Below are 23375 nucleotides of genomic sequence, written 5' to 3' on the forward strand. Positions count from 1 at the left end.
CCCTCGGGGGGTGCGCGGGCCGTCCGCCGTCGACGGGTCCGGTCAGCCCTCGTTGTACAGGTGCATGCCGGGGATGTGGAGCTCGCCGCCGAACTGGCCGGCCTGCTTGACCGACACCTCGGTGAAGAACACCTCGGGGACGTTCAGCGGCGGCGGGGACTCGGGGCTGAAGGTGATCGGGATGATCCCGAAGAGCTTGCCCTTCAGCTCCTCGGTGTACATGGTCACCGTGCCGTTGCGGATGGTGGAGGTGCTGCCCTTGGCCGCCTCGACGTGGGCGGTCGTGCCGCCGGGGCCGTCCACCAGCTGGTGCAGATCGCGGATGTCGACCGCCGTGGCGGTGAACTTCAGGACGTTCTTGACGGTGCCGTTCTGGGTGCGGACCTTGACGATGCCGTGGTAGTCGAGGCCGTGCAGCGCGAGCAGGCTGGTCTCCAGCCGCCACGGGGTGTTGGGCAGCACCGCCTCGGTCTGCTCGTCCTCGGCGTTCGCCAACGCCTCGGCGTCGTAGGTCGGGCAGGGGTAGGGCTCCTTGCCGGAGGCGTCCGGTTCGGGGGTGGCGGCGTCCTCGGCGTCCTCGCCCTCCGCGGCGGCGTCCGCGGCGTCCTCGGCGCCCTCCCGGGCGTCCTCCGCGGCGTTCTCCGGGTCTCCGCCGGCCTTCTCCGCGCCCTCGCGGACCGTGTCGGCGGCGTCCCGGAGCCCGTCCTCGACCCGGGCGGCGTCCTCCACCGGGTCGTCCGCCGCGTCCGACGGCGAGGGGCTCGGCGAGGCGGACGGGGACGTCCCGGGCTGCCGCGGAGCGGTCGGCTCCTCCGTGTCGCCCGGGGTGAGCAGGTCCTCCAGGGCGTCGCCCAGACCCAGCGGATCCAGCGGATTCCGCTTCTCCTCCTCGGTCCGGGACGGGCTCGGCTCGGGCTCCGACTCGTCGGCACCGGCGTCCGCGTCCCGGTCCCCGGAGGCTCCGGACCCGGACGTGGCCCCGGAGTCGGCCGTGCCCGAGCCGCTCTTCTCGGCGCCGGTCCTCCCGGTTCCGGTGTCCGTACCGGACGTCTCCGGCGCCGGAGCGCCGGTCTCCGGCGTGGACGTGGACGAGGGCGAGGGCGTGGGCGTGGTGGACGCCTCCGGCTTCGGGGACTCGCTCGCCTTCCCCTCGTCCTCCTCCGCCTCCTTGTCGGGCGCGGTGACGCAGGGCCCGTCCTTGAAGGGGTTCTTCGGCAGCGGCTCGGCGATGGCGAGCTTGGGCGTGAGCCCCATGCCCATGAGCACGGCGGACGGCATCGCCGCCAGGGCGATCGCCTTGCCCGCCGGAACGTGCAGCCGGGTCAGCAGCGGCTTCCGCGGAGCCGCGTGCCGGGGTCCGGCCTTCGTGCGCCGGGGCGGTTTCGCCTCGGCTCCGCCTTCCTGATGCACCTCGTCAGGTGTCATGGTGGTCCCCGTTCTGTCCGTTGTCCGCCCCGGCCGGGGTCGGGGCGGGATCGGCCGGGGCCGCCCCGTCCGGGGTGTCCGCGGGCTCCGGACCGTCGGAAGCGGACGGCTGCCGCTGCTTGCCCGGCACCCACGAGACACCCATCGCCCCACCGATCAGGGCCAGCAGGAAGCCGATCAGGAAGCCTCCGATGTTGGAGACCACCAGGGAGACCAGGGCCAGCAGGATGGCGGCGACTCCCGCGAACACCCGGGAGTGCGGCTGGAACCAGAAGGTCAGGCCCAGCACGAACAGCAGTACGCCGATGATCAACGATCCGGAGCCCGTGGTGGTGGCCAGTCGGAAGGACAACTGCTCCAGGCTGGGATCGGCATACGGAATGTAGATGATCGGCACGCCGCCCAGCAGCGTCAGCAGTCCCGCCCAGAAGGGGCGCTGCCAGCGCCACAAGCGGAACGACTGCCGCCAGTGGCTGATGCGTTCACGCGCTCCCGGCGACTCGGCACTCATCGAAAACAGCTCCCTAGGGCCGAACTGTCACAAAGATCAATGGCACTGCGGGGAGAGCGGGAGACCGGCGCAACGGCCCCCCGCCTCCCGTCCCTCACAGTGCGTCAGAAGCACTCGTTCTTGCCCTTGGCGACCTTCATCGAAAGGCCGGAGAGCTTGAAGGTGCCGGCGCTGGTGGCCCAGGACGTCTGCTTGACGTCGGTGAGCACGGCCTTGTCCGCCTCCTGGGCGAAGGAGCCCGGAAGCACGGCGTCGCCGTCCTTCAGGCCCGGCCCCTTGGAGGTGTGGTTCGCCGAAACGCCGATGTTGATGTTGGTGAACGTCGCGTCGGCGTCGAGCTGGTCGAGGTCGATGTAGAGGTTCTTCGCCTCGACCACCTTGCCGCCGGTGCCCGCGGTGAGCTTCAGCGAGACGTCGCCGAAGATCGGCACGGGAACGACGACGGACTGGCACAGACCCCGCAGGTCGGCGTTCTTGAACGCCGACACCGCGACGGCGACCTTCTCGCCGTTGTGCTTGGTGTCGATCGAGCCGTACTGCACGAACCCTTCGCCGTCCAGCCGGTCAACAGAGACCTTCGCCTGCTGGCCGGAGATGCTGAACGACGCGGCGAGCGCGCCCTGCGCCAGGGCTATGCCGACCGCCGCCGTAGCGGCAACGCTCGGGACCATGACAACGGCGAACCGCTTCCATCTGGTCCCGCCACGAGCCACAGACTCCATGACTTTCCTCCTTCTCGGACGTACATCTCCGGCCCGGGCCGAGGGCCCGGACGGGATGGGAGAAGTGCTACGTCCTCGGGAAGGAGAGCGCCGTTCCTCAGACCCGCGAAGACTCCGAAGCGCCGGCGATCACCCCCGAGCGACAACCACGTGGCCACGCTCTCGCGCAACCTGCCGGACAGGCCCTGCCGCCACGGGCAGAGACCCCCCTGTCCGCGACCGACGTCGGTGCCGCCGGCCGGCCCGGTGGGGATCCACCGTCCGTCGGTGCCCGGGTGTGGTGTTCCGGGCTGCGGACAATGGACCGAGCGTGGCCGATCGTGGTGCATGAGCGCTCAGGGCACAAGGGGTTCGTTACTTGTCAGTAACGGACACATGAACACAACCGTGCGCAGGGCGACGGCACCGACACGGAGGGTCGCCGACGCCCGACGCGGAGGAGCGGGCGAAAAGGGCGTCGGGGGAGCAATGGCCTCAAGGGTCTTACTGGGAGTAACAGCGGCCGCGATCATCACGTTTTGGTAAAGTCGCGGCCGCTGTTGGGCTCCGCGTCAACAAGCCCCGAGGCCGGGAAACGACACCTCAGAACAGGACACGAGCGAGGGCGCCCCGCGCCGCGACGACCCTCGGGTCATCGGCGCCGACCACCTCGAACAGCTCCAGAAGGTGCACGCGCGCGGCGTCCCGGTCCTCGCCGGCGGTGCGCTTGACCGTGTCCACCAGACGCCCGAAGGCGTCCTCGACGTGTCCGCCCACCAGGTCCAGATCGGCCGCGCGGATCTGGGCCTGGACGTCGGCGGGGTTGTCGGCGGCCTCCTTGCGCACCCGGGCGGCGTCCAACCCCTGCACGCGCTGGAGGAGCTCCGCCTGGGCCAGCCCCAGCTTGGCCTCGGTGTTCCCCGGGTTGTCGGAGAGCACGTTCCGGTACGCCTGGATCGCACCGGCCAGGTCCCCCGCGTCCAGCGCCGAGTGCGCGGCGGCCAGCACCGGGTCCTCCGGGGCCCGCGGCGCGGCCTGCTCGCCCTCGCCGCCCTCGACGGACACGCCGGTGATCCCGAAGCGCTGCTCGGCGACCTGGATCAGCTGGTCCAGCACCTCGCGGACCTGCTGCTCGGGCGCCGCGCCCTGGAACAGCGGCAGGGCCTGGCCGGCCACCACCGCGAAGACGGCGGGGATGCCCTGGACGCCGAACTGCTGGAAGAGCATCTGGTTGCGGTCGACGTCGATCTTGGCGAGCACGAAACGCCCGGCGTACTCCTGCGCCAGCCGCTCCAGCACCGGGCTGAGCTGCTTGCACGGCCCGCACCACTCGGCCCAGAAGTCGATGACGACCGGGACCTGCGTGGAGCGCTGGAGCACCTCCCGCTCGAAGTCGGCCTCGTCTACGTCGATCACCAAGGAGACCGGGGCCGCCTGGCCCTCGCCCTGCTGCCGGGCGGCCCTGGCGCGGGCCTCCTCCGCCTTCTGCTTGGCCTCCCCGGCCGCCTTCACCGCGGCGAGGTCGACCACTCCGCTCATGGACATGTTGCGTGGCTGCATGAGACCAGTCTCCCCCGTCCCGGAACCGTTCCGTGCAGCATGGTGCGAGTCGGCGTCGGATCCCCACCCGACACCCGTGGTTGTCGCTCCGGCCCACGCCGTGACCGCGGTCTTTCGATACGGCCCGTAGCGTAACTCATGGTCGACGCTAGAGTCAGCTCCATGGCCGGTTCCCGACGCCGCACGGGCAGGCCGCGCAGCGCCGCGGCCGACCGCGCGATCCTCGACGCGACGCGCTCCGCGCTGGTCGAACTGGGGTGGGGCAGGCTGACGATGGGGGACGTGGCCCTGCGGGCGGGGGTGGCCAAAACCACGCTCTACCGCCGCTGGTCGAACAAGAACGAGATGGTCGTGGACGCGGTGGCCGTCCTCTTCGACGAGTTGGAGCTGCCCGACCGCGGCAGCCTGCGGGCCGACGTGGAGGGCGTGGTGCTCTCCTTCGCCGAGTTGCTGGAGCGTCCGGAGACCAAGACGGCCCTGATGGCCGTCGTCGCCGAGGCCACGCACGACGAGGCCCTGCGCGCCCGCATCCGCGCGGCCATCGTGGAGCGCCAGAAGCGCCTGGTCGTCGAGGGCCGCCGCCGTGCCCAGGCCCGCGGCGAGCTTCCCCCCGACCCGCCCGGCCCCCGGGGCGCCGCCGAGGCCGCCCGCGCGGTGGACCTGGTCTTCGACGTGATAGCCGGCGCCGTCCTCCACCGCTGCCTGGTCAGCGCCGAACGCGTCACCCCGGTGTGGGCCGAGTCCCTCACCACCCTGCTCCTGCACGGCCTGACGGCCGGCGCGCCCCAACCGGTGCCGTCGCGGCCGTCGTGACGGCGCGCGGCCCCGCCTCCTCCCGCCGCACGGTGCGGCGGGAGGAGGCGGGGCCGGAGGGCGGGGTCAGAAGCCGGCGGGCTCGGTGTAGACGCCCCACTCCTCGCGGAGCGCGTCGCAGATCTCGCCCAGCGTGGCCTCGGCCCGCACCGCGTCCAGCATGGGCTCGATCATGTTGGAGCCGTCGCGGGCGGCGGCGAGCAGCCCGTCCAGGGCGGCGCGGACGCGCGCGTCGTCGCGCTTCGCCTTGCGCTCGGCCAGCACCCGCACCTGCTCGCGCTCGACCTCGTGGCTGACCCGCAGGATCTCCAGGTCGCCGGTGACCGAGCCGGTGTGGCAGTTGACGCCGACGACCTTCTTCTCGCCCTTCTCCAGCGCCCGCTGGTAGCGGAAGGCGGCCTCGGCGATCTCGCCGGTGAACCAGCCGTCCTCGATGCCGCGCAGGATGCCCGAGGTCATCGGACCGATGGGGTGGTTGCCGTCGGGCACCGCGCGGCGTCCCCGCTCCTTGATCTGCTCGAAGATCTTCTCGGCGTCCGCCTCGATCCGGTCGGTCAGCGCCTCGACGTACCAGGAGCCGCCCAGCGGATCGGCGACGGACGTCACGCCCGTCTCCTCCATCAGCACCTGCTGGGTGCGCAGCGCGATCTCGGCCGCCTGCTCGCTGGGCAGGGCCAGGGTCTCGTCCAGGGCGTTGGTGTGCAGGGAGTTGGTGCCGCCGAGCACGGCGGCCAGCGCCTCCACGGCGGTGCGCACCACGTTGTTGTACGGCTGCTGGGCGGTGAGCGACACCCCGGCCGTCTGGGTGTGGAAGCGCAGCCACTGCGCCTTCTCGCTCTTCGCGCCGTACACGTCCCGCATCCAGCGCGCCCAGATGCGGCGGGCGGCGCGGAACTTGGCGATCTCCTCGAAGAAGTCGATGTGCGCGTCGAAGAAGAACGACAGCCCCGGGGCGAAGGTGTCCACGTCCAGACCGCGCGAGAGGCCCAGCTCCACGTACCCGAAGCCGTCGGCGAGGGTGTACGCCAGCTCCTGCGCGGCCGTGGCGCCCGCCTCGCGGATGTGGTAGCCGGAGACCGACAGCGGCTTGTAGGCGGGGATGTTGTGCGCGCAGTACTCCATCAGGTCGCCGATCAGCCGCAGGTGCGGCTCCGGCTCGAAGAGCCACTCCTTCTGCGCGATGTACTCCTTGAAGATGTCCGTCTGGAGCGTGCCGTTGAGGACGGAGGTGTCCACGCCCTGACGCTCGGCGGCCACCAGGTACATGCAGAACACCGGCACGGCCGGTCCGCTGATCGTCATCGAGGTGGTGACGTCGCCGAGCGGGATGTCCCGGAAGAGGACCTCCATGTCGGCCGCCGAGTCGATCGCGACCCCGCAGTGGCCGACCTCGCCCAGCGAGCGCGGGTCGTCGGAGTCGCGGCCCATCAGCGTCGGCATGTCGAAGGCGACCGACAGCCCGCCGCCGCCGGCCTGGAGGATCATCTTGTACCGCTCGTTGGTCTGCTCGGCGTTGCCGAAGCCCGCGAACTGGCGGATGGTCCAGGTCCGGCCGCGGTAGCCGGTGGGGTACAGGCCGCGGGTGAAGGGGAACTCGCCCGGCCAACCGATCCGCTCGAACCCCTTGACGGTGTCGCCCGGGGCGGGGCCGTAGACGGGCTCCACGGGGTCGCCGGAGAGCGTGGTGAAGTCCGCGTCCCGCTTGCGCGCGGCGTCGTAACGGGCCTGCCAGCGTCGGCGGCCCTCTTCGATGGCGTCAGCGTCCATGTGTCGAATTTACTAGGACGTCCAACTAATTGTCGACGGCGGAAGGCGCCCGTGCGACGCGGCCCACACGAGCGGCCGAACCCGGTGCGGGCCCGGCCGCCCGTGTGGGCCGGCGGCGTGCGGACGCCCGGAAGGGGCGGGGTCAGGCCCCGACGGGAGCGGTCTCGTCGTCGACGACCAGCGGCTCCACCTGGCGCGACAGCCTGCGCTCGACGAAGAAGGCGGCGGTCGGGACCGTACCGGCGAGCAGCACCCAGAGCAGCCTGGGGACCGGCAGCTTCGCCTTGAGGGAGAGGTCGAAGGCGAACACCAGGTACAGCACGTACAGCCAGCCGTGGGCGATGCCGATGAGGCTGGTGAAGGTCTCGGCGCCGTCCAGCTCCAGCAGGTACTTGCCGACCATGCCCAGGCACAGCAGGATCAGCAGGACGCCGGTGACGTAGGCCATCACCCGGTAGCGGGTCAGCACGCTCTTCTTCATGCGAACGAGCCTAACCGGCCGCCCCCGAGCGTCCTTCCTCAGCCCTCCTTGAAGTCTCCGGCCGCCACGCGCAGCGGGCGCAGCAGCGCGAAGATCTCGCGGCACTCCTCGTCGTCGTAGGCGCCGAACCCGAAGTCCATGGCCATCAGGTCGCGGGTGGCGGCCTCGCACACCTCGCGCCCCTTGTCGGTGATGGAGGCCAGCGTGCCGCGGCCGTCGTTGGGGTTGGGGCGCTTGGCGACCAGCCCGGCCCGCATCAGGCGGTCGATGGTGTTGGTCACGGAGGTGGGATGGACCATCAGCCGCTCGCCGATCTTCGACATCGGCAGCTCGCCCTTCCGGGAGAAGGTGAGCAGCACCAGCGCCTCGTAGCGGGCGAAGGTCAGACCGTAGGGCCTGACGACCGCGTCGACCTCGGCGAGCAGGATCTGGTGCGCCCGCATGATCGAGGTGATCGCGGCCATCGAGGGCACGGACCCCCAGCGCTGCTTCCACAGTTCGTCGGCGCGGGCGATCGGATCGAACGACAGACTGAGCGGCTTCGGCACGTCTCCGACCTTATAGGCCTCTCACATCGTGAGGGGAGCCGTCTCGGATCCCGGGCCTCCGACGCCCTCCGGGCGGGCGCCCCGCGGGGCACCCGCCCGGAGGCGTGTCACGGCGCCTGCCGGCCCAGGTGCCGCTCGACGCTCTCGACCTTCGAGGTCAGACCGTCCGTGACGCCGGGGCGGACGTCGGCCTTGAGGACGAGCGACACGCGCGGCGCACGGGCCTCGACGGCGGCCACCGCCCGCCGCACGACCTCCATGCACTCGTCCCACTCGCCCTCGATCGAGGTGAACATCGCGTCCGTGCGGTTGGGCAGGCCGGACTCGCGGACCACGCGCACGGCCTCGGCCACGTACTCCCCCACGTCCTCGCCCACGCCGAGCGGGGTGACGGAGAAGGCGACGATCACGCGTCCACCGCCCCGGTGCGCGGCCGCTCGGCCTCCGACCTGGCCTGCTCGGCGCGGGCCCGAGCGGCGATCACGCTCGCCTCGGCCTCGCGGCGCAGCCGCTTGTCCGCGTAGAAGCCGCCGGCCGGGAGCACCGCGCACACGAAGTAGAGCGCGGCACGGCCGAACGGCCACTTGGCGCGGTTCCAGGCGTCCAGCCAGAAGAGGACGTAGAGGACGAAGAGGAGGCCGTGGACGGCCCCCATCACCGGCACGGCATTGAACTCGGTGGTCCGCTTGAGCACGGAGCACACCAGCAGCAGGAGGAACGAGACGGCCTCCGGTACGGAGATCAGCCGGAGGCGGCGCAGCGCCGAAGCGGTCTTGAGGTCCACGGGAGATCCTTTGTGAAGGGATGCACAAGCGCTGCCATTGTGACAGCCTCCCCCCGGATGCCCGCGTCCGGGTAGATTCGCCCCGTGGCTCGGTTCCGACTCCAAGGCAGCAAGGTGCTCGCCGTCGACCTGGTCGGCGACACGGTCAGGGCGAAGAACGGCTCGATGGTCGCCTACGAGGGCCGGATGTCCTTCAAGAAGCTCACCGGCGGCGGCGAGGGGCTGCGCGGCATGGTCACGCGCCGCCTCACCGGCGAGCAGATGGAGCTGATGGAGGTGAAAGGGGAGGGCACCTGCTACTTCGCCGACCGCGCCGGCGACATCAACCTGGTGACGCTGAACGGCGAGAGGCTCCACGTGGAGTCGGGCAACCTGCTGTGCGTGGACGGCTCCCTGCACACCGGCACCACCTTCACCGGCCTGCGCGGCGCCGCCCAGGGCAACGGGCTGTTCACCACCACCGTGGAGGGCACCGGCACGGCGGCGCTGACGTCGGACGGCCCGGCGGTGGTGCTCCGCGTCACGCCGCGGTTCCCGCTCCGGGTGGACCCGGGGGCGTACGTGGCGCACACCGGGAACCTGCGGCAGGAGTTCCAGACCGGCGTGAACTTCCGGACCCTCGTGGGCGAGGGCTCCGGCGAGGCCTTCCAGATGAGCTTCGAGGGCGACGGGCTGGTCTACGTGCAGCCCAGCGAGCGGAACACGATCGGTGGTGACCTGTAGATGCCGTTCCGCCAGATCAACTCCAAGGTGGTCGAGGCGCAGGTGGCGCCCGGCCGGCGGCTGTTCAGCCTGCGCGGCGCGATGATCGCGTACAAGGGCGAGGTCGCCTTCACCCCCAACGTCCAGGGCGGGCAGGGCGGCGTCGGCTCGATGATCGGGCGGCGGCTGGCCGGGGAGGCGACGCCGCTGATGACGGTCGAGGTTCCCCCCGGGTCCGGCGGCCCCGGGGAGGCCCCGTACGGCACGGTGCTGTTCGGGCACGGCGGCCACCACGTCGAGGTGATCGACCTGACCGGCGACACCCTCCACGTGGAGGCCGACCGGCTCCTGGCCTTCGACGGGACGCTGGAGCAGGGGACGGTGTTCCTGGGCTCCCAGGGCGGGGTCATGGGCGTGGTCCGCGGCCAGATGACCGGGCAGGGCCTGTTCACCACGACGCTCTCCGGGCACGGTTCGGTGGCCGTGATGGCGCACGGCGGGGTGATCCGGCTGCCGATCACCCCCGGCCGTCCCGTCCACGTCGATCCGCAGGCGTACGTCGCCCACCGCGGGCAGGTGACGAACAAGCTCTCCACGGCGCTCGGCTGGCGGGACATGGTCGGGCGCGGCTCGGGCGAGGCGTTCCAACTGGAGCTGTCCGGTCAGGGCGAGGTGTTCGTCCAGGCGAGCGAGGAGAAGCTGTGAGCGGTCCGGTCGTCCACGATCCCCACACCCTGCCGTCGAACGACAACGTCACCCCCTACACCTTCTGCGTGGACCTGTCGGGCCAGTGGTTCCTGCAGAAGGGGAAGATGATCGCCTACTACGGACAGATCTCCTTCGACGGCATCGGCCACGGCCCCCTGGACCGGCTGGTCGCCTCCAGCTTCCACTCCCCGCTGCACGCCTCGGACTGGGTCGTCGCCCAGGGCAAGGGCAAGATGCTCCTCGCCGACCGGTCGTTCGACGTCAACTCCTACGATCTGGACGACGGCAACCTCACCATCCGCTCGGGCAACCTGCTGGCCTTCGAGCCGAGCCTGTCGCTGAAGCAGTCGATCATCCCGGGCTTCGTCACCCTGCTCGGGACGGGGAGGTTCGTGGCGGCCTCCAACGGGCCGGTGCACTTCGTGGAGCCGCCGGTCCGGGTGGACCCGCAGGCGCTGGTCGGCTGGGCGGACTGCCCCTCCCCCTGCCACCACTACGACCACCGGTACCTGAAGGGGTTCCTCGGCGGGCTGCGGTCGCTGACGGGGATCGGCGGCACCTCCGGCGAGGAGCACCAGTTCGAGTTCGTCGGGGCGGGCACGGTGCTGATCCAGTCCACCGAGGTGCTGATGGAGGAGCGGGACACCGGCGCTCCCCCGCCGCCGCAGCCGGGCGTCCCCGGTGGCGCCGGCGGACACGGGGGCGGGCACGGCGCCGGGGGCGGGCAGCTTCCGCACCTCCCCGGCGGTCTGGGAGGAATCCAGCGCCGTCTCGGTCTGTGACGTTCGGGTTACCGCAGGTAATAGGCTCTTCCGGAGAGCGTTCCCGTACCGCCGGGTAAAGTCCAGGACCATGGAGACGGACAAGGACCCCCGCTGGCTGGCCGAGGGGGAGCAGCGCGCCTGGCGTGTGCACCTCGATGTCAACAAGCTCCTCACCCACCAGTTGGAGCGGGACCTCCAGCCGTTCGGGCTGACCATGAACGACTACGAGATCCTGGTCAACCTCTCCGAGTCCGACGACCACCGGATGCGGATGAGCGATCTGGCCGCCGCCACGCTCCAGTCCAAGAGCCGCCTCTCCCACCAGATCACCCGCATGGAGAAGGCCGGGCTGGTGCGCCGGGAGAACTGCGAGTCCGACAAGCGCGGGCTGTTCGCGGTGCTGACCGAGCGCGGCTGGGACACGATGCGCGAGGTGGCGCCGCACCACGTGGCCTCGGTGCGGCGGCACTTCATCGACCTGCTCCCGCCGGAGGCGCTGAAGGGGCTCCACGACGCGCTGACCCCGGTCGCCGACCACCTGCGGTCGCTGCGCGGACGCGGCTAGGGACGCGGCCCCTCGGCGCCGTCCCCGGCCGCGCCCGAGCCGCCGTCCGCACCACCGTCCGCACCACCGCCCGAGCCGGCACCCGAACCGCCGCCCGTGGACGGCCCGGAGCCGGCGGCGACGTCCTCGGAGGCCGCGGGCAGGAGCAGCGTGAACAGGGCGCCGCCCTCGGGGGCCCGGCCGACGGCGAGGGTCCCGCCGTGACGGGTCGCCACGTCGCGGGCGATGGCCAGCCCCAGCCCGGCACCGCCGTCGTCGCGGCTGCGCGCGTCGTCGAGCCGCACGAACCGCTCGAAGATCCGCTCCCGCTCCTCCTCCGGCACCCCGGCGCCGTCGTCGGCCACCTCCAGCACCGCCCGCCTCCCCCTGCGGCCCACGGTGACCCGGATGCGGGTCTCCGCGTGGCGCTGGGCGTTGTCCAGGAGGTTGCCCAGCACCCGGGCGAGTTGGCCGCGCGAGCCGATCACCTCCACCGGGGCCCCTCCCGTCTCCTCGTCCAGGGCGACGGCGATCCGGTCCCCCACGCGCTGGGCCAGTTCCTCCCGCACCAGCGCGTCCAGCGCCACCCGCTTCTCCCCCGGCCGCTCCCCCGCGTCCAGGCGGGCCAGCAGCAGCAGGTCGGCGGCGAGGTCCTGGAGCCGTACGGTGTCGTGGATCGCGCCGTCGAGGTCGAGCAGTTCGGGGTGGGCCGCGGCGACCTCCAACTGGGTGCGCAGGGAGGCGATCGGGCTGCGCAGCTCGTGCGAGGCGTCGGCGACGAAGCGGCGCTGCCGCTCGACGGACGCCTCCAGGGCCTCCAGGGTCTCGTTGGTGGTCCGCGCCAGCCGGGCGACCTCGTCCCCGGTGGGGGGCTCGGGCACGCGCCGGGACAGGTCGGTGCTCGCCGTGATGGCCGCCATCTCCCGCCGGATGCCCTCGACCGGCCGCAGCGCGCCGCGGGTGACCAGCCAGGTGACGCCCCCGACCACGGCGAGCAGCACGGGCAGCCCGACGAGCATGGTGCCGGTGACGGTGGAGACCGCGTCCTCCTGCTCGGCGAGGGAGGCGCCGGCGTAGACGGTGACGGGGACGCGGTCGCGGGTGACGCTCTGCACGGCGACCAGCCGGAAGTCCTGCGTCGCGACCGCCCGGACGCGGTCGTAGGTCACCTCGCCGTCCTCGTCGACGGGCAGGGAGACGGTCTCGGTGACGCTGTTGCGGTCCACCTCGACGGGCTCCTCGGTCGGCTCGGCGGTGCCGTCGTCGTCCCGGCCGTCGCCGCCGTCCTCGTCGCGGTCGCCGCCGTCGTCGTCGCGGTCGTCACCGCCGTCGTCGCGACCGTCGTCCCCGTCGTCGGACCCGTCCTCGTCCCGGTCCTCCGGGGAGGGCGTGGGGGTCGCCCGCCGGGGCTCCTCGGGCCGGTTGAAGTCGGCCACGGGGCCGCGACCGCGCAGCGGACCGCTGGCCCCGAGCACCGTGCCGGAGGCGTCCACCACCTGCACCGGTTCGTCGTCCGTCAGCGCGTCCACGCCGCCCACCGCGTCCGCCGGCACGTCGGCGACCCCGGCGGCGACCTCGCGGGCGGTGGTCTCGGCGTGCAGCCGGGCGTTCTCGGTGAGGCCGTCGCGGAGCACCTCGACCACGGCGAACCCGGCCGCCACCAGGGCCACCGCCACCACCAGCGTGGCGCCCAGCGCGGCGCGCGCCCGGACGGTGAGCCGGGAGAGGGGGGACTTAGACATCGGGCCTCACCAACCGGTATCCGGCACCGCGCACCGTGACGATGACGCCGGAGCCCAGCTTGCGGCGCAGCGCGCTGACGTACACCTCGACGATGTTGACGTCGCCCTCGTAGGCGAAGTCCCACACGTGCTCCAGGATCTCCGCCTTGGAGACCACCTCCCCGGCGCGGACGGCCAGGTACTCCAGCACGGCGAACTCCTTGGCGGTCAGCGCCACGTCGCCCCCGTTCAGCGTCACCCGCCGCGCGCCCGGGTCCACGGTCAGCTCGCCCAGGCGCAACACCGTCGCCCCGCCGCGGGTGCGGCGCCGCAGCAGCGCCCGTACCCGGGCGAGCAGCACCACGTAGGAGAACGGCTTGGTCAGGTAGTCGTCGGCGCCGGTGTCGAGCCCCTCGGCCTCGTCGTACTCGCCGTCCTTGGCGGTCAGCATCAGGATCGGGGTCTCGTCGCCGGCGGCGCGCAGCTGGGAGCAGATCCGGTAGCCGTTCATGCCCGGCAGCATGATGTCGAGGACGATCAGGTCGTACGACCCCTCGGTCGCCCGGTGCAGCCCGTCGATCCCGTCGTGGGCCACGTCGACGGCGAAGCCCTCGGCCGTCAGCCCCTTGGCCAGCGACAGGGCGAGCCGCTTCTCGTCCTCCACAATCAGCACGCGCATGGGGCCAGCCTGCCAAAACGCACCTGAAGAGATCTTCAGGTCGTTTCAGGAAACCTTCAGCCGTGTCCTGCGACGGTGGTGTCCGCACGCCACGGAAACCCCATCGCTCGGGAGGAACGGACCATGAACCGCAGGACCATGAACCGCAAGCTGGTCGTCGCCGCCGTCGCCGCCACGCTCGCCGTCGGCGGGAGCACCCTCGCCTTCGCCGCCGCCGACGACGACACCGCCTCGTCCGCGGCCCCGGCCGCGAGCCTGCGCGCGGCCGACGACACCGACGACCGCGACGACCGCGACGACCGCGACGACCGGAACGACCGGAACGACGACCAGGGCGACCGCGACGACCGGAAGGTGCTGCGCGACGCCGAGGTCACGCTCCAGGAGGCCGTCGCGGCCGCGCTGAAGGCCGTGCCCGGCACGGCCGAGTCCGTCGAGCTGGACGACGACGGCGACAAGCCGGTCTGGGACGTCGACGTCCTGGGCAAGGACGGCACGTGGCACGAGGTCGCGGTGGACGCGGGCAGCGCCGACGTCCTGGAGCGGAACGCCGGCTCGGGCGACGACGCGGACGACCGGGACGACGACCGCGACGACCGGAACGACGACCGCGACGACCGGAACGACGACAAGGACGACCGCGACGACGACTGACGGGCGTCCCCCGCCGGGGTCACTCCCCGGTCAGCCCCGCGACCAGCTCGTCGGCCGCCGTGTACGGGTCGAGCGCCCCGTCCACGATCCGCTCGGCCAGGGCGTCCAGCCGCCGGTCACCGCGCAGGTCCCCGATGCGCTCGCGCAGCGCGGTGACCGCGATGGTCTCCACCTCGCGGGCCGCGCGCGCCCGACGGCGCTCGGCGAGCACGCCGCGCTCCTGCATCCAGGCGTAGTGCTTCTCCAGCGCCTCGACGACCTCGTCGACGCCCTCGCCCCGCGCGGCGACGGTCTTGACGATCGGCGGGCGCCAGTCGCCCGGCCCCCGGGCCTCCCCGAGGCCGAGCATGTGGTTCAGCTCGCGGGCGGTGGCGTCGGCGCCGTCCCGGTCGGCCTTGTTGACCACGTAGACGTCGCCGATCTCCAGGATTCCGGCCTTCGCGGCCTGGATGCCGTCGCCCATGCCGGGGGCGAGGAGGACCACGGAGGTGTCGGCCTGCGAGGCGATCTCGACCTCGGACTGGCCGACGCCGACCGTCTCCACCAGGATCACGTCGCAGCCCGCCGCGTCCAGGACGCGGATGGCCTGCGGGGCGGCCCAGGCCAGGCCGCCCAGGTGGCCGCGGGTGGCCATGGAGCGGATGTAGACGCCGGGGTCGGAGGCGTGCTCGGACATCCGCACCCGGTCGCCCAGCAGCGCCCCGCCGGAGAACGGCGAGGACGGGTCCACGGCCAGCACGCCGACCCGCTTGCCGGCCTTGCGGTACGCGGTCACCAGCGCCGAGGTGGAGGTGGACTTGCCCACCCCCGGCGAGCCGGTCAGACCGACGACGTACGCGTTGCCGGTCAGCGGCGCCAGTGCCGCCATCACCTCGCGGAGCTGCGGGGAGGCTCCCTCCACCAGCGAGATCAGCCGGGCCACGGCCCGGGGCTTGCCCTCCCGTGCCTGCTCCACCAGTCCGGGGACGTCCACCGCCATGCGTGCTGCGCTCCTCGCCATCCTCCGGCCGTCCCTCGGCCGGTCTCGTCGTGCCGGTCGTGCCCCGTCGCCGTACCGGCCGTACCGCCGGGCGCGGGCCCGTACACCTCGCGTACGGGCCCGCGCCCGGTCCGTCACTTCCTCGGCACCCGCACGATCAGGGCGTCGCCCTGACCGCCGCCGCCGCACAGCGCCGCCGCGCCCACGCCGCCGCCCCGGCGCTTGAGCTCCAGGGCGAGGTGGAGCACGATCCGCGCGCCGGACATCCCGATCGGGTGACCCAGCGCGATGGCGCCACCGTTGACGTTCACCTTTTCGTGGTCAACGCCGAGGTCCTTCATCGACTGCACCGCGACGGCCGCGAACGCCTCGTTGATCTCGATCAGGTCGAGGTCGTCGACGTCCAGGCCCTCCTTGCCCAGCGCGTGCCGGATGGCGTTGGAGGGCTGCGACTGCAGGGAGTTGTCCGGTCCCGCCACGTTGCCGTGGGCGCCGATCTCGGCGATCCACTCCAGGCCCAGCTCCTCGGCCTTGGCCCGGCTCATCACGACCACCGCGGCGGCGCCGTCGGAGATCTGCGAGGACGAGCCCGCGGTGATGGTGCCGTCCTTGGCGAAGGCGGGACGCAGCTTGGCCAGGGACTCGACCGTGGTCTCGGGCCGGATGCCCTCGTCCTTGGTGAACAGGATCGGGTCGCCCTTGCGCTGCGGGATCTCCACCGGGGTGATCTCCGCGTCGAAGACGCCGTTCTTCTGCGCGGCGGCGGCGCGCTGGTGGGAGAGCGCCGCGATCTCGTCCTGCTCGGCGCGGCCGATGCCCAGCCGGGTGTTGTGCTTCTCGGTGGACTCGCCCATGGCGACGCCCTCGAAGGAGTCGGTGAGGCCGTCGTGGGCCATGGCGTCCAGCATCTGCACCGCGCCGTACTTGAAGCCCTCGCGGGACTTGGGCAGCAGGTGCGGGGCGTTCGTCATGGACTCCTGGCCGCCGGCCACGACGACGTCGAACTCGCCGGCGCGGATGAGCTGGTCGGCCAGCGCGATGGCGTCCAGCCCGGAGAGGCAGACCTTGTTGATCGTGAGGGCGGGGACGTTCATGGGGATGCCGGCCTTCACGGCGGCCTGCCGGGCCGGGATCTGCCCCGCGCCGGCCTGGAGCACCTGCCCCATGATCACGTACTGGACCTGGTCCCCGCCGATGCCCGCCCGGTCCAGGGCCGCCTTGATCGCGATGCCGCCGAGGTCGGCGCCGGAGAAGGACTTCAGCGAACCCATCAGGCGGCCCATGGGCGTACGGGCGCCGGCGACGATCACGGAGGTGGTGGCGGACGCTGCGTTCGTCGTTTCGGTCACGGTGCGGCCCCTTCGGAGCAGGGAGATTGACGAGGGTTTTCGCCAATGTACTGAGCGGTACCGGCCCGGGTCATCGGTCGGTCGGTGTGACCGTGCGCACGTTGCGTAACCATGCGACAAGGCGGTGCACTGGTGCCATGCTGACGCGCATCGATCACATCGGAATCGCCTGTTTCGACCTGGACAGGACCGTCGAGTTCTACCGTGCCACCTACGGCTTCGAGGTGTTCCACATCGAGGTGAACGAGGAACAGGGGGTGCGCGAGGCCATGCTGCGCATCAACGGCACGGACGACGGCGGCGCCTCCTACCTCCAGCTTCTCGAACCGACCCGGGAGGACTCCACCGTCGCCAAGTGGCTGGCGAAGAACGGCGAGGGCGTGCACCACATCGCCTTCGGCACCGCGGACGTGGACGGCGACTCCGAGGCGATCCGCGACAAGGGCGTGCGCGTGCTGTACGACGAGCCGCGCAGGGGTTCGATGGGATCGCGGATCACCTTCCTTCATCCCAAGGACTGTCACGGTGTCCTCACCGAACTGGTCACCTCCGCGCCCTCGCGACACTGACGTGCGCTCCCCCGGCCGGTAGAGTGGCCGTTCGGCCGGGGCCGTGGGCTGGCTGGGGCCCGTCCCGCGTTCCGCCGATGATCTGACACCATTTCCTCCGAAGGGTCAGTTCACCTTCACCACGACCAGGGGACGGATGGGACCGCGCAGTGCGGGGCTACGACCGCTACGAGGCTGACGACCACCTATCCCGGCTCGAAGCCGAGATGAAGCGGCTGAAGGACGAGCGGGACAAGGCGGTCGACCACGCCGACGACCTCGGCTACCAGGTCGAAGTGCTGCGCGCCAAGCTGCACGAGGCGCGCCGCGCTCTCGCCGCACGCCCGGCCGGCTACGACAACCTGTCGCACCAGGCCGAGCAGTTGCTGCGCAACGCGCAGATCCAGGCCGAGCAACTGCGCGCCGACGCCGAGCGCGAGTTGCGCGAGGCCCGCGCCCAGACCCAGAGACTCCTCCAGGAGCACGCCGAGCGGCAGGCCCGGATGGAGGCCGAGCTGCACGCCGAGGCCGTCGCCCGCCGCCAGCAGCTCGACCAGGAGCTCAACGAGCGCCGCGCGACCGTCGAGTCCCACGTCAACGAGAACGTCGCCTGGGCGGAGCAACTGCGCGCCCGCAGCGAGGCGCAGGCCCGCCGGCTGATGGACGAGGCGCGCGCCGAGGCCGAGCAGACCCTGGCCGCCGCCCGCGCCGAGGCGCAGCGGCTGGCCGAGCAGTCCCGGCAGCGGCTCACCTCGGAGGCCGAGGCCGCCCGCGCCGAGGCCGACGCCCTGCTGCGCCGTGCCCGCGCCGAGGCCGAGCGGCTGCTGAGCGCCGCCTCCGCCCAGGCGCAGGAGGCCACCGAGCACGCCGAGCGGCTGCGCACCTCCACCGCCGCCGAGTCCGAGGCCGCCCGCCGCGAGGCCACCGCCCTGGCCCGCCAGGCCGAGCAGCGGATGCAGGAGGCCGAGACGGCGCTGCGCGAGGCCCGCGGGGAGGCCGACAAGGTCCTCGCCGAGGCCCGGGAGGCCGCCGCCAAGCGGCTGGCCGACACCGAGGCGGAGAACGAGCAGCGCACCCGGGTCGCCAAGGCCGAGATCGCCCGCATGGTCGCCGAGGCCACCAAGGACGCCGAGGCGGCCAAGGCCGAGGCCGAGCAGGTGCGGGCCGACGCCCGCGCCGAGGCCGAGCGGGTGATCGCCGAGGCCCGGGAGACCGCCCGGGCCAAGTCGGCCGAGGAGTCGGCCGCCCAGCTCGCCGAGGCCGCCCGGACGGCCGAGGAGGTGCTCACCAAGGCGTCCGAGGAGGCCAAGGCCACCACCCGGGCCGCCGCCGAGGAGGCCGAGCGGCTGCGGGCGGAGGCCGAGGCGGAGGCCGACCGGCTGCGCGCCGAGGCGCACGACGTCGCCGAACAGCTCAAGGGCGCGGCCAAGAACGACACCAAGGAGTACCGCGCCAAGACCGTCGAACTCCAGGAGGAGGCGCGGCGGCTGCGCGGCGAGGCCGAGCAGCTCCGCGCCGAGGCCGTCGCGGAGGGCGAGCGGATCCGCGGCGAGGCCCGTCGCGAGGCCGTCCAGCAGATCGAGGAGGCGGCCAGCCGCGCCGAGGAACTGCTCGGCCAGGCCAAGGCGGACGCGGAGGAGACCCGCAACGCCGCCACCGCCGAGAGCGAGCGCGTCCGCACCGAGGCGATCGAGCGGGCCGCCACCCTGCGCCGCCAGGCCGAGGAGGCGCTGGAGCGGGCCCGTGCCGAGGCCGAGGAGCTGCGCGCCGACGCCGAGCGGCAGGCCGAGCGGACCCGGGAGGAGGCCGAACGGGCCGGACAGCGGCTGCGCGCGGAGACCGAGGAGGCCGTCCGCGCCCGCCGCGCCGAGGCCGACGCGGAGCTGGAGCGGCTCCGCGGCGAGGCCGAGCAGCGGCTGGCCGCGGCCGAGGAACGGCTCCGCGAGGCCCGCGCCGAGGCCGAGCGGCTGCGCGAGGAGGCCCGCACCGAGACCGAGCGGCTGCGCACGGAGTCGGCGGAGCGGCTGCGGGCCCTGCGGCAGCAGGCCGAGGAGGAGGTCGAACGGCTGCGCACCGAGGCGATCTCGGACGCCGCCCAGGCCCGTGCCGAGGGCGAGGCCGTGGCGGTGCGGCTGCGCACCGAGGCGGCGACCGAGGCCGAACGGCTGCGCGCGGAGGCCCAGGAGGCGGCCGACCGGGTGCGGGCGGAGGCCAACGCGGCGGCCGAGCGGACGGGCGCGGAGGCGGCCGAGGCCCTGGCCGCCGCCCAGGAGGAGGCCGCGCGGCGCCGCCGCGAGGCCGAGGAACTGCTCGCCGACGCGCGCGAGGAGGCCGGTCGCGAGCGCGCCCAGGCCCGCGAGCAGAGCGAGGAGTTGCTCGCCTCGGCGCGCAAGCGGGTCGAGGAGGCGCACGCCGAGGCCGAACGGCTGGTCGGCGAGGCCGAGCGGCGGGCGGCCGAACTCGTCGCGGCCGCCGAGCAGAAGGCCCAGCAGGTGCGCGACTCGGTCGCGGGGCTCCACGAGCAGGCCGAGGAGGAGATCGCCGGTCTGCGGTCCGCGGCCGAGCACGCCGCGGCCACCCTGCGCCGGGAGGCGCAGGAGGAGACGGACGCCGCCAAGGCCCTTGCCGAGCGCACGGTGTCGGAGGCGATCGCCGAGGCGGAGCGGGTGCGGACCACGGCCGACCAGGAGGCCGAGCGGACGCGCGCCGAGGCCGACCGCGTCCGGGACGAGGCCCGCGAGGCCGCGGCGCGGCGCCTGGGCGAGGCGGCCGAGCAGGCCGACCAGCTCATCGCCAAGGCCCGGGAGGAGGCCGTCCGCATCGCCGCCGCCGCCGAGGAGCAGGCGGACACCATGGTCGGCGCCGCCCGCAAGGAGGCCGAACGCCTGGTGGCCGAGGCGCGGTCGGAGAGCACCGCGCTGGTGGAGAAGTCCCGCAGCGACTCCGACACCATGCTGGAGGAGGCCCGCCGCGACGCCAACGCCATCCGGGAACGGGCCGAGGAGCTGCGGACCCGTACCGAGGCCGAGATCGAGGAGCTGCACGAGCGTGCGCGCCGGGAGGCGGCCGAGGCGATGAAGTCCGCGGGCGAGCGCGTGGACAAGTTGGTGAAGGCGGCGAGCGATCAGTTGGCCGAGGCCCAGGAGAAGGCCCGCCGGACGATGGCGGACGCGGACTCCGAGGCGAGCAAGGTCCGTATCGCCGCGGTGAAGAAGGCCGAGGGACTGCTCAAGGAGGCCGAGCAGAAGAAGGCCGCGATCATCAAGGACGCCGAGCGGGTGCGCGCCGAGGCGGAGGCCGAGGCGAAGCGGACCCTGGAGCAGGGCCGGCGCGAACTCGACGTGCTGGCCCGCCGGCGCGAGGACATCAACGCCGAGATCTCCCGCGTCCAGGACGTGTTGGAAGCGCTGGAGTCCTTCGAGGCTCCCGCCGCGAACGGCAGGGGCGGCAAGGACGGCAAGAGCGGAAAAGGCTCCGACGGGGGATCAAAAAGCGCTGTGAAGGCCGGAGTTGGAGCAGGAGCGGCACATGCGAACGGCAAGCAGGGCAAGGGCTGAGCCACTCGAACGGACGTACATTCTGCATATCAAACCGGCATCTTCTCGAAGACACGCCGCTTTCCCCCCTAGGATTCCCTCTATCACTCTCCCGTCCGACCCCGTCTGATCGACAGGAACCCCATGAGCGACTCTTCATCCTCTCCCTTCGGCTTCGAGCTCGTGCGGCGTGGCTACGACCGCGGACAGGTGGACGACCGCATCGCGAAGCTCGTCGCCGACCGTGACAACGCACTGGCCCGTATCGCATCGCTGGAGAAGCGCATCGAGGAGCTGCACCTCGAAACGCAGAACGCGCAGGCCCAGATCAACGAGTCCGAGCCGTCGTACGCCGGACTGGGTGCCCGGGTCGAGAAGATCCTCCGTCTCGCCGAGGAGGAGGCCAAGGACCTGCGCGAGGAGGCCCGCAGGGCCGCCGAGCAGCACCGTGAACTGGCCGAGGCCGCCGCCCAGCAGGTCCGCAACGACGCCGAGTCGTACGCCGCCGACCGCAAGGCGAAGGCCGAGGAGGAGGGTGCCCGGATCGTCGAGAAGGCGAAGGCCGACGCCGCCACCCTGCGGGCCGAGGCGCAGAAGGACGCCCAGGCCAAGCGCGAGGAGGCCGACGCCCTCTTCGAGGACACCCGGGCCAAGGCCGCGCAGGCCGCCGCCGACTTCGAGACCAACCTGGCCAAGCGGCGCGAGCAGTCCGAGCGCGACCTCGCCTCCCGCCAGGCCAAGGCCGAGAAGCGGCTGGCGGAGATCGAGCACCGCGCCGAGCAGCTCCGCCTGGAGGCCGAGAAGCTGCGCACCGACGCCGAGCGCCGCGCCCGCCAGACGGTGGAGACCGCCCAGCGCCAGGCCGAGGACATCGTGGCCGACGCCAACGCCAAGGCCGACCGCATCCGCAGCGAGTCCGAGCGCGAGCTGGCGGCGCTCACCAACCGCCGCGACAGCATCAACGCCCAGCTCACCAACGTCCGCGAGATGCTCGCCACGCTCACCGGTGCGGCCGTCGCCGCGACCGGGCAGCCGAGCACCGAGAGCGACGACGAGCCGCTGGGCCGCGGCGTTCCCGCGCAGCAGTCGCGCTGACGCGCCTCCCGCCCGCGGGACGGCAGTTCGGAACGGCACCGGCGCCCCGCACCACCTCCGCGTGGTGCGGGGCGCCGTCGTCCTGTGCGGCGGGAACCGAACACGCCCCGATAGGCTCCTAGTTCCCGTGGGGGCGGCACGCCCCGAACCGCACAAGGCAGCAGGGGCGGAGAGCATGATCGAAGCAGTCGGCCTGACGAAGCGCTACGGCGCCAAGACGGCCGTGTACAACCTTTCCTTCCAGGTGAAACCCGGGCTCGTCACCGGTTTCCTGGGGCCGAACGGCTCCGGGAAGTCCACCACCATGCGGATGATCCTGGGCCTGGACGCCCCCACGGCCGGGCACGTCACCGTCAACGGCCGCCCGTACCGTCAACTGCCCAACGCCCCGCGGCAGGTGGGGGCCCTGCTGGACGCCAAGGCCATCCACGGCGGGCGCAGCGCGTACAACCACCTGCTGTGCCTGGCCCAGTTGTCCGGCATCCCCAAGCGGCGCGTGGACGAGGTGCTCGGGGTCGTCGGCCTGCAGGACGTGGCGAGGAAGCGGTCCAAGGGCTTCTCGCTCGGCATGGGGCAGCGTCTGGGCATCGCGGCGGCGCTGCTCGGCGATCCGCAGGTGCTGCTCTTCGACGAGCCGGTCAACGGCCTGGACCCGGAGGGCATCCTCTGGATCCGCAACCTGATGAAGAAGCTGGCCTCCGAGGGCCGCACGGTCTTCGTCTCCAGCCATCTGATGAGCGAGATGGCCCTGACCGCCGACCACCTGATCGTGATCGGCCGCGGCCAGTTGCTCGCGGACATGTCCGTGAAGGACTTCATCGCGCACAACTCCGCGGACTTCGCCCGGGTCCGCACCCCCGACACCGAGCCGGAGCAGCGCGACAAGCTGTCCGCCGCCCTCACCGAGGCGGGCGGCCACGTCCGGCCGGAGCCGGACGGCGCGCTGCGGGTCACCGGACTGCCGCTGCCGCGGATCAGCGACCTGGCGCACGAGGCGGACGTACGGCTGTGGGAGCTCTCCCCGCACTCGGCCTCCCTGGAGGAGGCGTACATGCGCATGACGCAGGGCGCGGTGGACTACCGCTCCACCGAGGACCAGCGGGCCGGGCTGCACGCGCAGCCCCCCGTCGGGTACGCGGCGCCGCCCGGAGCGGTTCCCGGTGCCTGGCCGCCGCCGCAGGGCGCCGCCCCGGCGGGGTACCCCCCGCCGGGGCCGGGCATGATCCCGGGCCAGGCGAACCCGTACGCGGCGCCGCCGCAGGTCCCCCAGGCTCCCCCGCAGGGCGCTCCGGGGTGGCAGCCGCCGCAGGCGCCGCAGCAGCCTCCCGCCACGCAGCAGCCCCCGGCGCCGCAGCAGTCCCGGCCCGCGCCGGACGGCGCCGGCGCCCCCGCCGCCCCGACCAAGCACGACAGCGAGGACGCCCGATGACCACTCCTCGGCAGAGCCCGGCCGTACCCCCCGTACCCCCCGCGCCGCAGGGAGCGCCCCCGGGGGCGCCGCAGGTG

Annotated in this window: 23 protein-coding genes; 10 read left to right on the forward strand and 13 right to left on the reverse strand. The window is 72.9% G+C overall.

The window, feature by feature from the left end:
• Positions 1-42 precede the first annotated feature (42 nt).
• From ABD335_RS28100 to ABD335_RS28115, 4 genes are all read right to left on the reverse strand, one after another.
• The gene (locus ABD335_RS28100; protein ID WP_344328523.1) at positions 43-1425 is read right to left on the reverse strand and encodes a hydrogenase expression protein HypF; all 1383 of its coding nucleotides are present in this window, start codon (positions 1423-1425) and stop codon (positions 43-45) included.
• On the reverse strand, positions 1415-1936 hold the full coding sequence (locus ABD335_RS28105) for a DUF6114 domain-containing protein (RefSeq protein ID WP_344328525.1): 522 nt from the start codon (positions 1934-1936) through the stop codon (positions 1415-1417). The genes ABD335_RS28100 and ABD335_RS28105 overlap by 11 nt, the downstream gene beginning before the upstream one ends.
• Before the next feature lie 104 nt (positions 1937-2040).
• Positions 2041-2658 (reverse strand): DUF6230 family protein, encoded by a 618-nt coding sequence (locus tag ABD335_RS28110; RefSeq protein WP_344328527.1) that lies wholly within the window; start codon positions 2656-2658, stop codon positions 2041-2043.
• 582 nt (positions 2659-3240) lie between these two features.
• Positions 3241-4197, reverse strand: coding sequence for a tetratricopeptide repeat protein (locus ABD335_RS28115; protein WP_344328530.1), 957 nt, complete (start codon positions 4195-4197; stop codon positions 3241-3243).
• A 162-nt stretch (positions 4198-4359) separates the two neighbouring features.
• On the opposite strand from ABD335_RS28115, the gene ABD335_RS28120 reads away from it, so the two are divergent.
• Positions 4360-5010, forward strand: coding sequence for a TetR/AcrR family transcriptional regulator (locus ABD335_RS28120; RefSeq protein ID WP_344328533.1), 651 nt, complete (start codon positions 4360-4362; stop codon positions 5008-5010).
• A 66-nt stretch (positions 5011-5076) separates the two neighbouring features.
• Here the strand turns inward: ABD335_RS28120 and icmA are convergent, their stop codons facing one another.
• The 5 genes from icmA to ABD335_RS28145 all read right to left on the reverse strand — a co-directional run bounded on the left by icmA (position 5077) and on the right by ABD335_RS28145 (position 8590).
• Complete coding sequence (gene icmA, locus ABD335_RS28125) at positions 5077-6777, reverse strand: coenzyme B12-dependent isobutyryl-CoA mutase large subunit (protein ID WP_344328535.1); 1701 nt, start codon at positions 6775-6777, stop codon at positions 5077-5079.
• Between the two features lie 142 nt (positions 6778-6919).
• Positions 6920-7258, reverse strand: a complete 339-nt coding sequence (locus ABD335_RS28130; protein WP_344328538.1) for a DUF3817 domain-containing protein — start codon at positions 7256-7258, stop codon at positions 6920-6922.
• Positions 7259-7296: 38 nt separating this feature from the next.
• A complete protein-coding gene (locus ABD335_RS28135; protein ID WP_344328540.1) occupies positions 7297-7806 on the reverse strand; it encodes a MarR family winged helix-turn-helix transcriptional regulator in 510 nt (169 codons plus the stop codon).
• Between the two features lie 107 nt (positions 7807-7913).
• A complete protein-coding gene (locus ABD335_RS28140) occupies positions 7914-8216 on the reverse strand; it encodes an MTH1187 family thiamine-binding protein (protein ID WP_344328542.1) in 303 nt (100 codons plus the stop codon).
• Positions 8213-8590 carry a DUF3817 domain-containing protein gene (locus ABD335_RS28145; protein WP_344328545.1) on the reverse strand — a complete coding sequence of 126 codons (378 nt, stop codon included), beginning with the start codon at positions 8588-8590 and terminating at the stop codon, positions 8213-8215. Before ABD335_RS28145 ends, ABD335_RS28140 begins: the two co-directional genes overlap by 4 nt.
• A gap of 84 nt (positions 8591-8674) precedes the next feature.
• Between ABD335_RS28145 and ABD335_RS28150 the strand changes: the two genes are divergently transcribed.
• The 4 genes from ABD335_RS28150 (at position 8675) to ABD335_RS28165 (ending at position 11329) form a co-directional block, all read left to right on the forward strand.
• Positions 8675-9313 (forward strand): AIM24 family protein, encoded by a 639-nt coding sequence (locus tag ABD335_RS28150; protein ID WP_344328547.1) that lies wholly within the window; start codon positions 8675-8677, stop codon positions 9311-9313.
• Entirely contained in the window at positions 9314-9997 is a 684-nt protein-coding gene (locus ABD335_RS28155; RefSeq protein WP_344328550.1) for an AIM24 family protein, read from the forward strand.
• Positions 9994-10782, forward strand: coding sequence for an AIM24 family protein (locus tag ABD335_RS28160; protein ID WP_344328553.1), 789 nt, complete (start codon positions 9994-9996; stop codon positions 10780-10782). The genes ABD335_RS28155 and ABD335_RS28160 overlap by 4 nt, the downstream gene beginning before the upstream one ends.
• Before the next feature lie 70 nt (positions 10783-10852).
• A complete protein-coding gene (locus ABD335_RS28165) occupies positions 10853-11329 on the forward strand; it encodes a MarR family winged helix-turn-helix transcriptional regulator (RefSeq protein WP_344328556.1) in 477 nt (158 codons plus the stop codon).
• Here ABD335_RS28165 and ABD335_RS28170 read toward each other — a convergent pair.
• Entirely contained in the window at positions 11326-13050 is a 1725-nt protein-coding gene (locus tag ABD335_RS28170; protein ID WP_344328558.1) for a sensor histidine kinase, read from the reverse strand. The two genes, ABD335_RS28165 and ABD335_RS28170, sit on opposite strands and share 4 nt — an antisense overlap.
• Positions 13043-13708 (reverse strand): response regulator transcription factor, encoded by a 666-nt coding sequence (locus ABD335_RS28175; RefSeq protein WP_344328561.1) that lies wholly within the window; start codon positions 13706-13708, stop codon positions 13043-13045. Before ABD335_RS28175 ends, ABD335_RS28170 begins: the two co-directional genes overlap by 8 nt.
• A 123-nt stretch (positions 13709-13831) precedes the next feature.
• Here ABD335_RS28175 and ABD335_RS28180 point away from each other — a divergent pair, with 123 nt between their 5' ends.
• Positions 13832-14362, forward strand: coding sequence for a PepSY domain-containing protein (locus tag ABD335_RS28180; RefSeq protein ID WP_344328563.1), 531 nt, complete (start codon positions 13832-13834; stop codon positions 14360-14362).
• A gap of 19 nt (positions 14363-14381) precedes the next feature.
• Here ABD335_RS28180 and meaB read toward each other — a convergent pair whose 3' ends face one another.
• Both meaB and ABD335_RS28190 read right to left on the reverse strand, forming a co-directional pair.
• Complete coding sequence (meaB, locus tag ABD335_RS28185) at positions 14382-15341, reverse strand: methylmalonyl Co-A mutase-associated GTPase MeaB (protein ID WP_344328565.1); 960 nt, start codon at positions 15339-15341, stop codon at positions 14382-14384.
• 134 nt (positions 15342-15475) lie between these two features.
• On the reverse strand, positions 15476-16690 hold the full coding sequence (locus ABD335_RS28190; protein ID WP_344328567.1) for an acetyl-CoA C-acetyltransferase: 1215 nt from the start codon (positions 16688-16690) through the stop codon (positions 15476-15478).
• 137 nt (positions 16691-16827) lie between these two features.
• Between ABD335_RS28190 and mce the strand changes: the two genes are divergently transcribed.
• The 4 genes from mce to ABD335_RS28210 all read left to right on the forward strand — a co-directional run bounded on the left by mce (position 16828) and on the right by ABD335_RS28210 (position 23298).
• The gene (mce, locus tag ABD335_RS28195) at positions 16828-17259 is read left to right on the forward strand and encodes a methylmalonyl-CoA epimerase (RefSeq protein ID WP_344328569.1); all 432 of its coding nucleotides are present in this window, start codon (positions 16828-16830) and stop codon (positions 17257-17259) included.
• Positions 17260-17408: 149 nt separating this feature from the next.
• A complete protein-coding gene (gene scy, locus ABD335_RS28200) occupies positions 17409-20795 on the forward strand; it encodes a polarized growth protein Scy (protein WP_344328572.1) in 3387 nt (1128 codons plus the stop codon).
• Positions 20796-20918: 123 nt separating this feature from the next.
• Positions 20919-21869 carry a coiled-coil domain-containing protein gene (locus ABD335_RS28205; protein ID WP_344328574.1) on the forward strand — a complete coding sequence of 317 codons (951 nt, stop codon included), beginning with the start codon at positions 20919-20921 and terminating at the stop codon, positions 21867-21869.
• Positions 21870-22044: 175 nt separating this feature from the next.
• Positions 22045-23298, forward strand: coding sequence for an ABC transporter ATP-binding protein (locus tag ABD335_RS28210; protein ID WP_344328575.1), 1254 nt, complete (start codon positions 22045-22047; stop codon positions 23296-23298).
• The last annotated feature ends 77 nt before the right edge of the window (positions 23299-23375 follow it).

The sequence above is a fragment of the Streptomyces macrosporus genome (genome assembly GCF_039533145.1).
GTDB classification, from domain to species: Bacteria; Actinomycetota; Actinomycetes; order Streptomycetales; family Streptomycetaceae; genus Streptomyces; species Streptomyces macrosporus.

Excerpts from the sequence above, each read along its gene's own strand:
- ABD335_RS28100 (WP_344328523.1), bottom strand. The coding sequence starts at position 1,425 with ATGACACCTGACGAGGTGCATCAGGAAGGCGGAGCCGAGGCGAAACCG.
- ABD335_RS28105 (WP_344328525.1), bottom strand. The coding sequence starts at position 1,936 with ATGAGTGCCGAGTCGCCGGGAGCGCGTGAACGCATCAGCCACTGGCGG.
- ABD335_RS28110 (WP_344328527.1), bottom strand. The coding sequence starts at position 2,658 with ATGGAGTCTGTGGCTCGTGGCGGGACCAGATGGAAGCGGTTCGCCGTT.
- ABD335_RS28115 (WP_344328530.1), bottom strand. The coding sequence starts at position 4,197 with ATGCAGCCACGCAACATGTCCATGAGCGGAGTGGTCGACCTCGCCGCG.
- ABD335_RS28120 (WP_344328533.1), top strand. The coding sequence starts at position 4,360 with ATGGCCGGTTCCCGACGCCGCACGGGCAGGCCGCGCAGCGCCGCGGCC.
- icmA (WP_344328535.1), bottom strand. The coding sequence starts at position 6,777 with ATGGACGCTGACGCCATCGAAGAGGGCCGCCGACGCTGGCAGGCCCGT.
- ABD335_RS28130 (WP_344328538.1), bottom strand. The coding sequence starts at position 7,258 with ATGAAGAAGAGCGTGCTGACCCGCTACCGGGTGATGGCCTACGTCACC.
- ABD335_RS28155 (WP_344328550.1), top strand. The coding sequence starts at position 9,314 with ATGCCGTTCCGCCAGATCAACTCCAAGGTGGTCGAGGCGCAGGTGGCG.
- ABD335_RS28165 (WP_344328556.1), top strand. The coding sequence starts at position 10,853 with ATGGAGACGGACAAGGACCCCCGCTGGCTGGCCGAGGGGGAGCAGCGC.
- ABD335_RS28170 (WP_344328558.1), bottom strand. The coding sequence starts at position 13,050 with ATGTCTAAGTCCCCCCTCTCCCGGCTCACCGTCCGGGCGCGCGCCGCG.
- ABD335_RS28175 (WP_344328561.1), bottom strand. The coding sequence starts at position 13,708 with ATGCGCGTGCTGATTGTGGAGGACGAGAAGCGGCTCGCCCTGTCGCTG.
- ABD335_RS28180 (WP_344328563.1), top strand. The coding sequence starts at position 13,832 with ATGAACCGCAGGACCATGAACCGCAAGCTGGTCGTCGCCGCCGTCGCC.
- meaB (WP_344328565.1), bottom strand. The coding sequence starts at position 15,341 with ATGGCGGTGGACGTCCCCGGACTGGTGGAGCAGGCACGGGAGGGCAAG.
- mce (WP_344328569.1), top strand. The coding sequence starts at position 16,828 with ATGCTGACGCGCATCGATCACATCGGAATCGCCTGTTTCGACCTGGAC.
- ABD335_RS28205 (WP_344328574.1), top strand. The coding sequence starts at position 20,919 with ATGAGCGACTCTTCATCCTCTCCCTTCGGCTTCGAGCTCGTGCGGCGT.
- ABD335_RS28210 (WP_344328575.1), top strand. The coding sequence starts at position 22,045 with ATGATCGAAGCAGTCGGCCTGACGAAGCGCTACGGCGCCAAGACGGCC.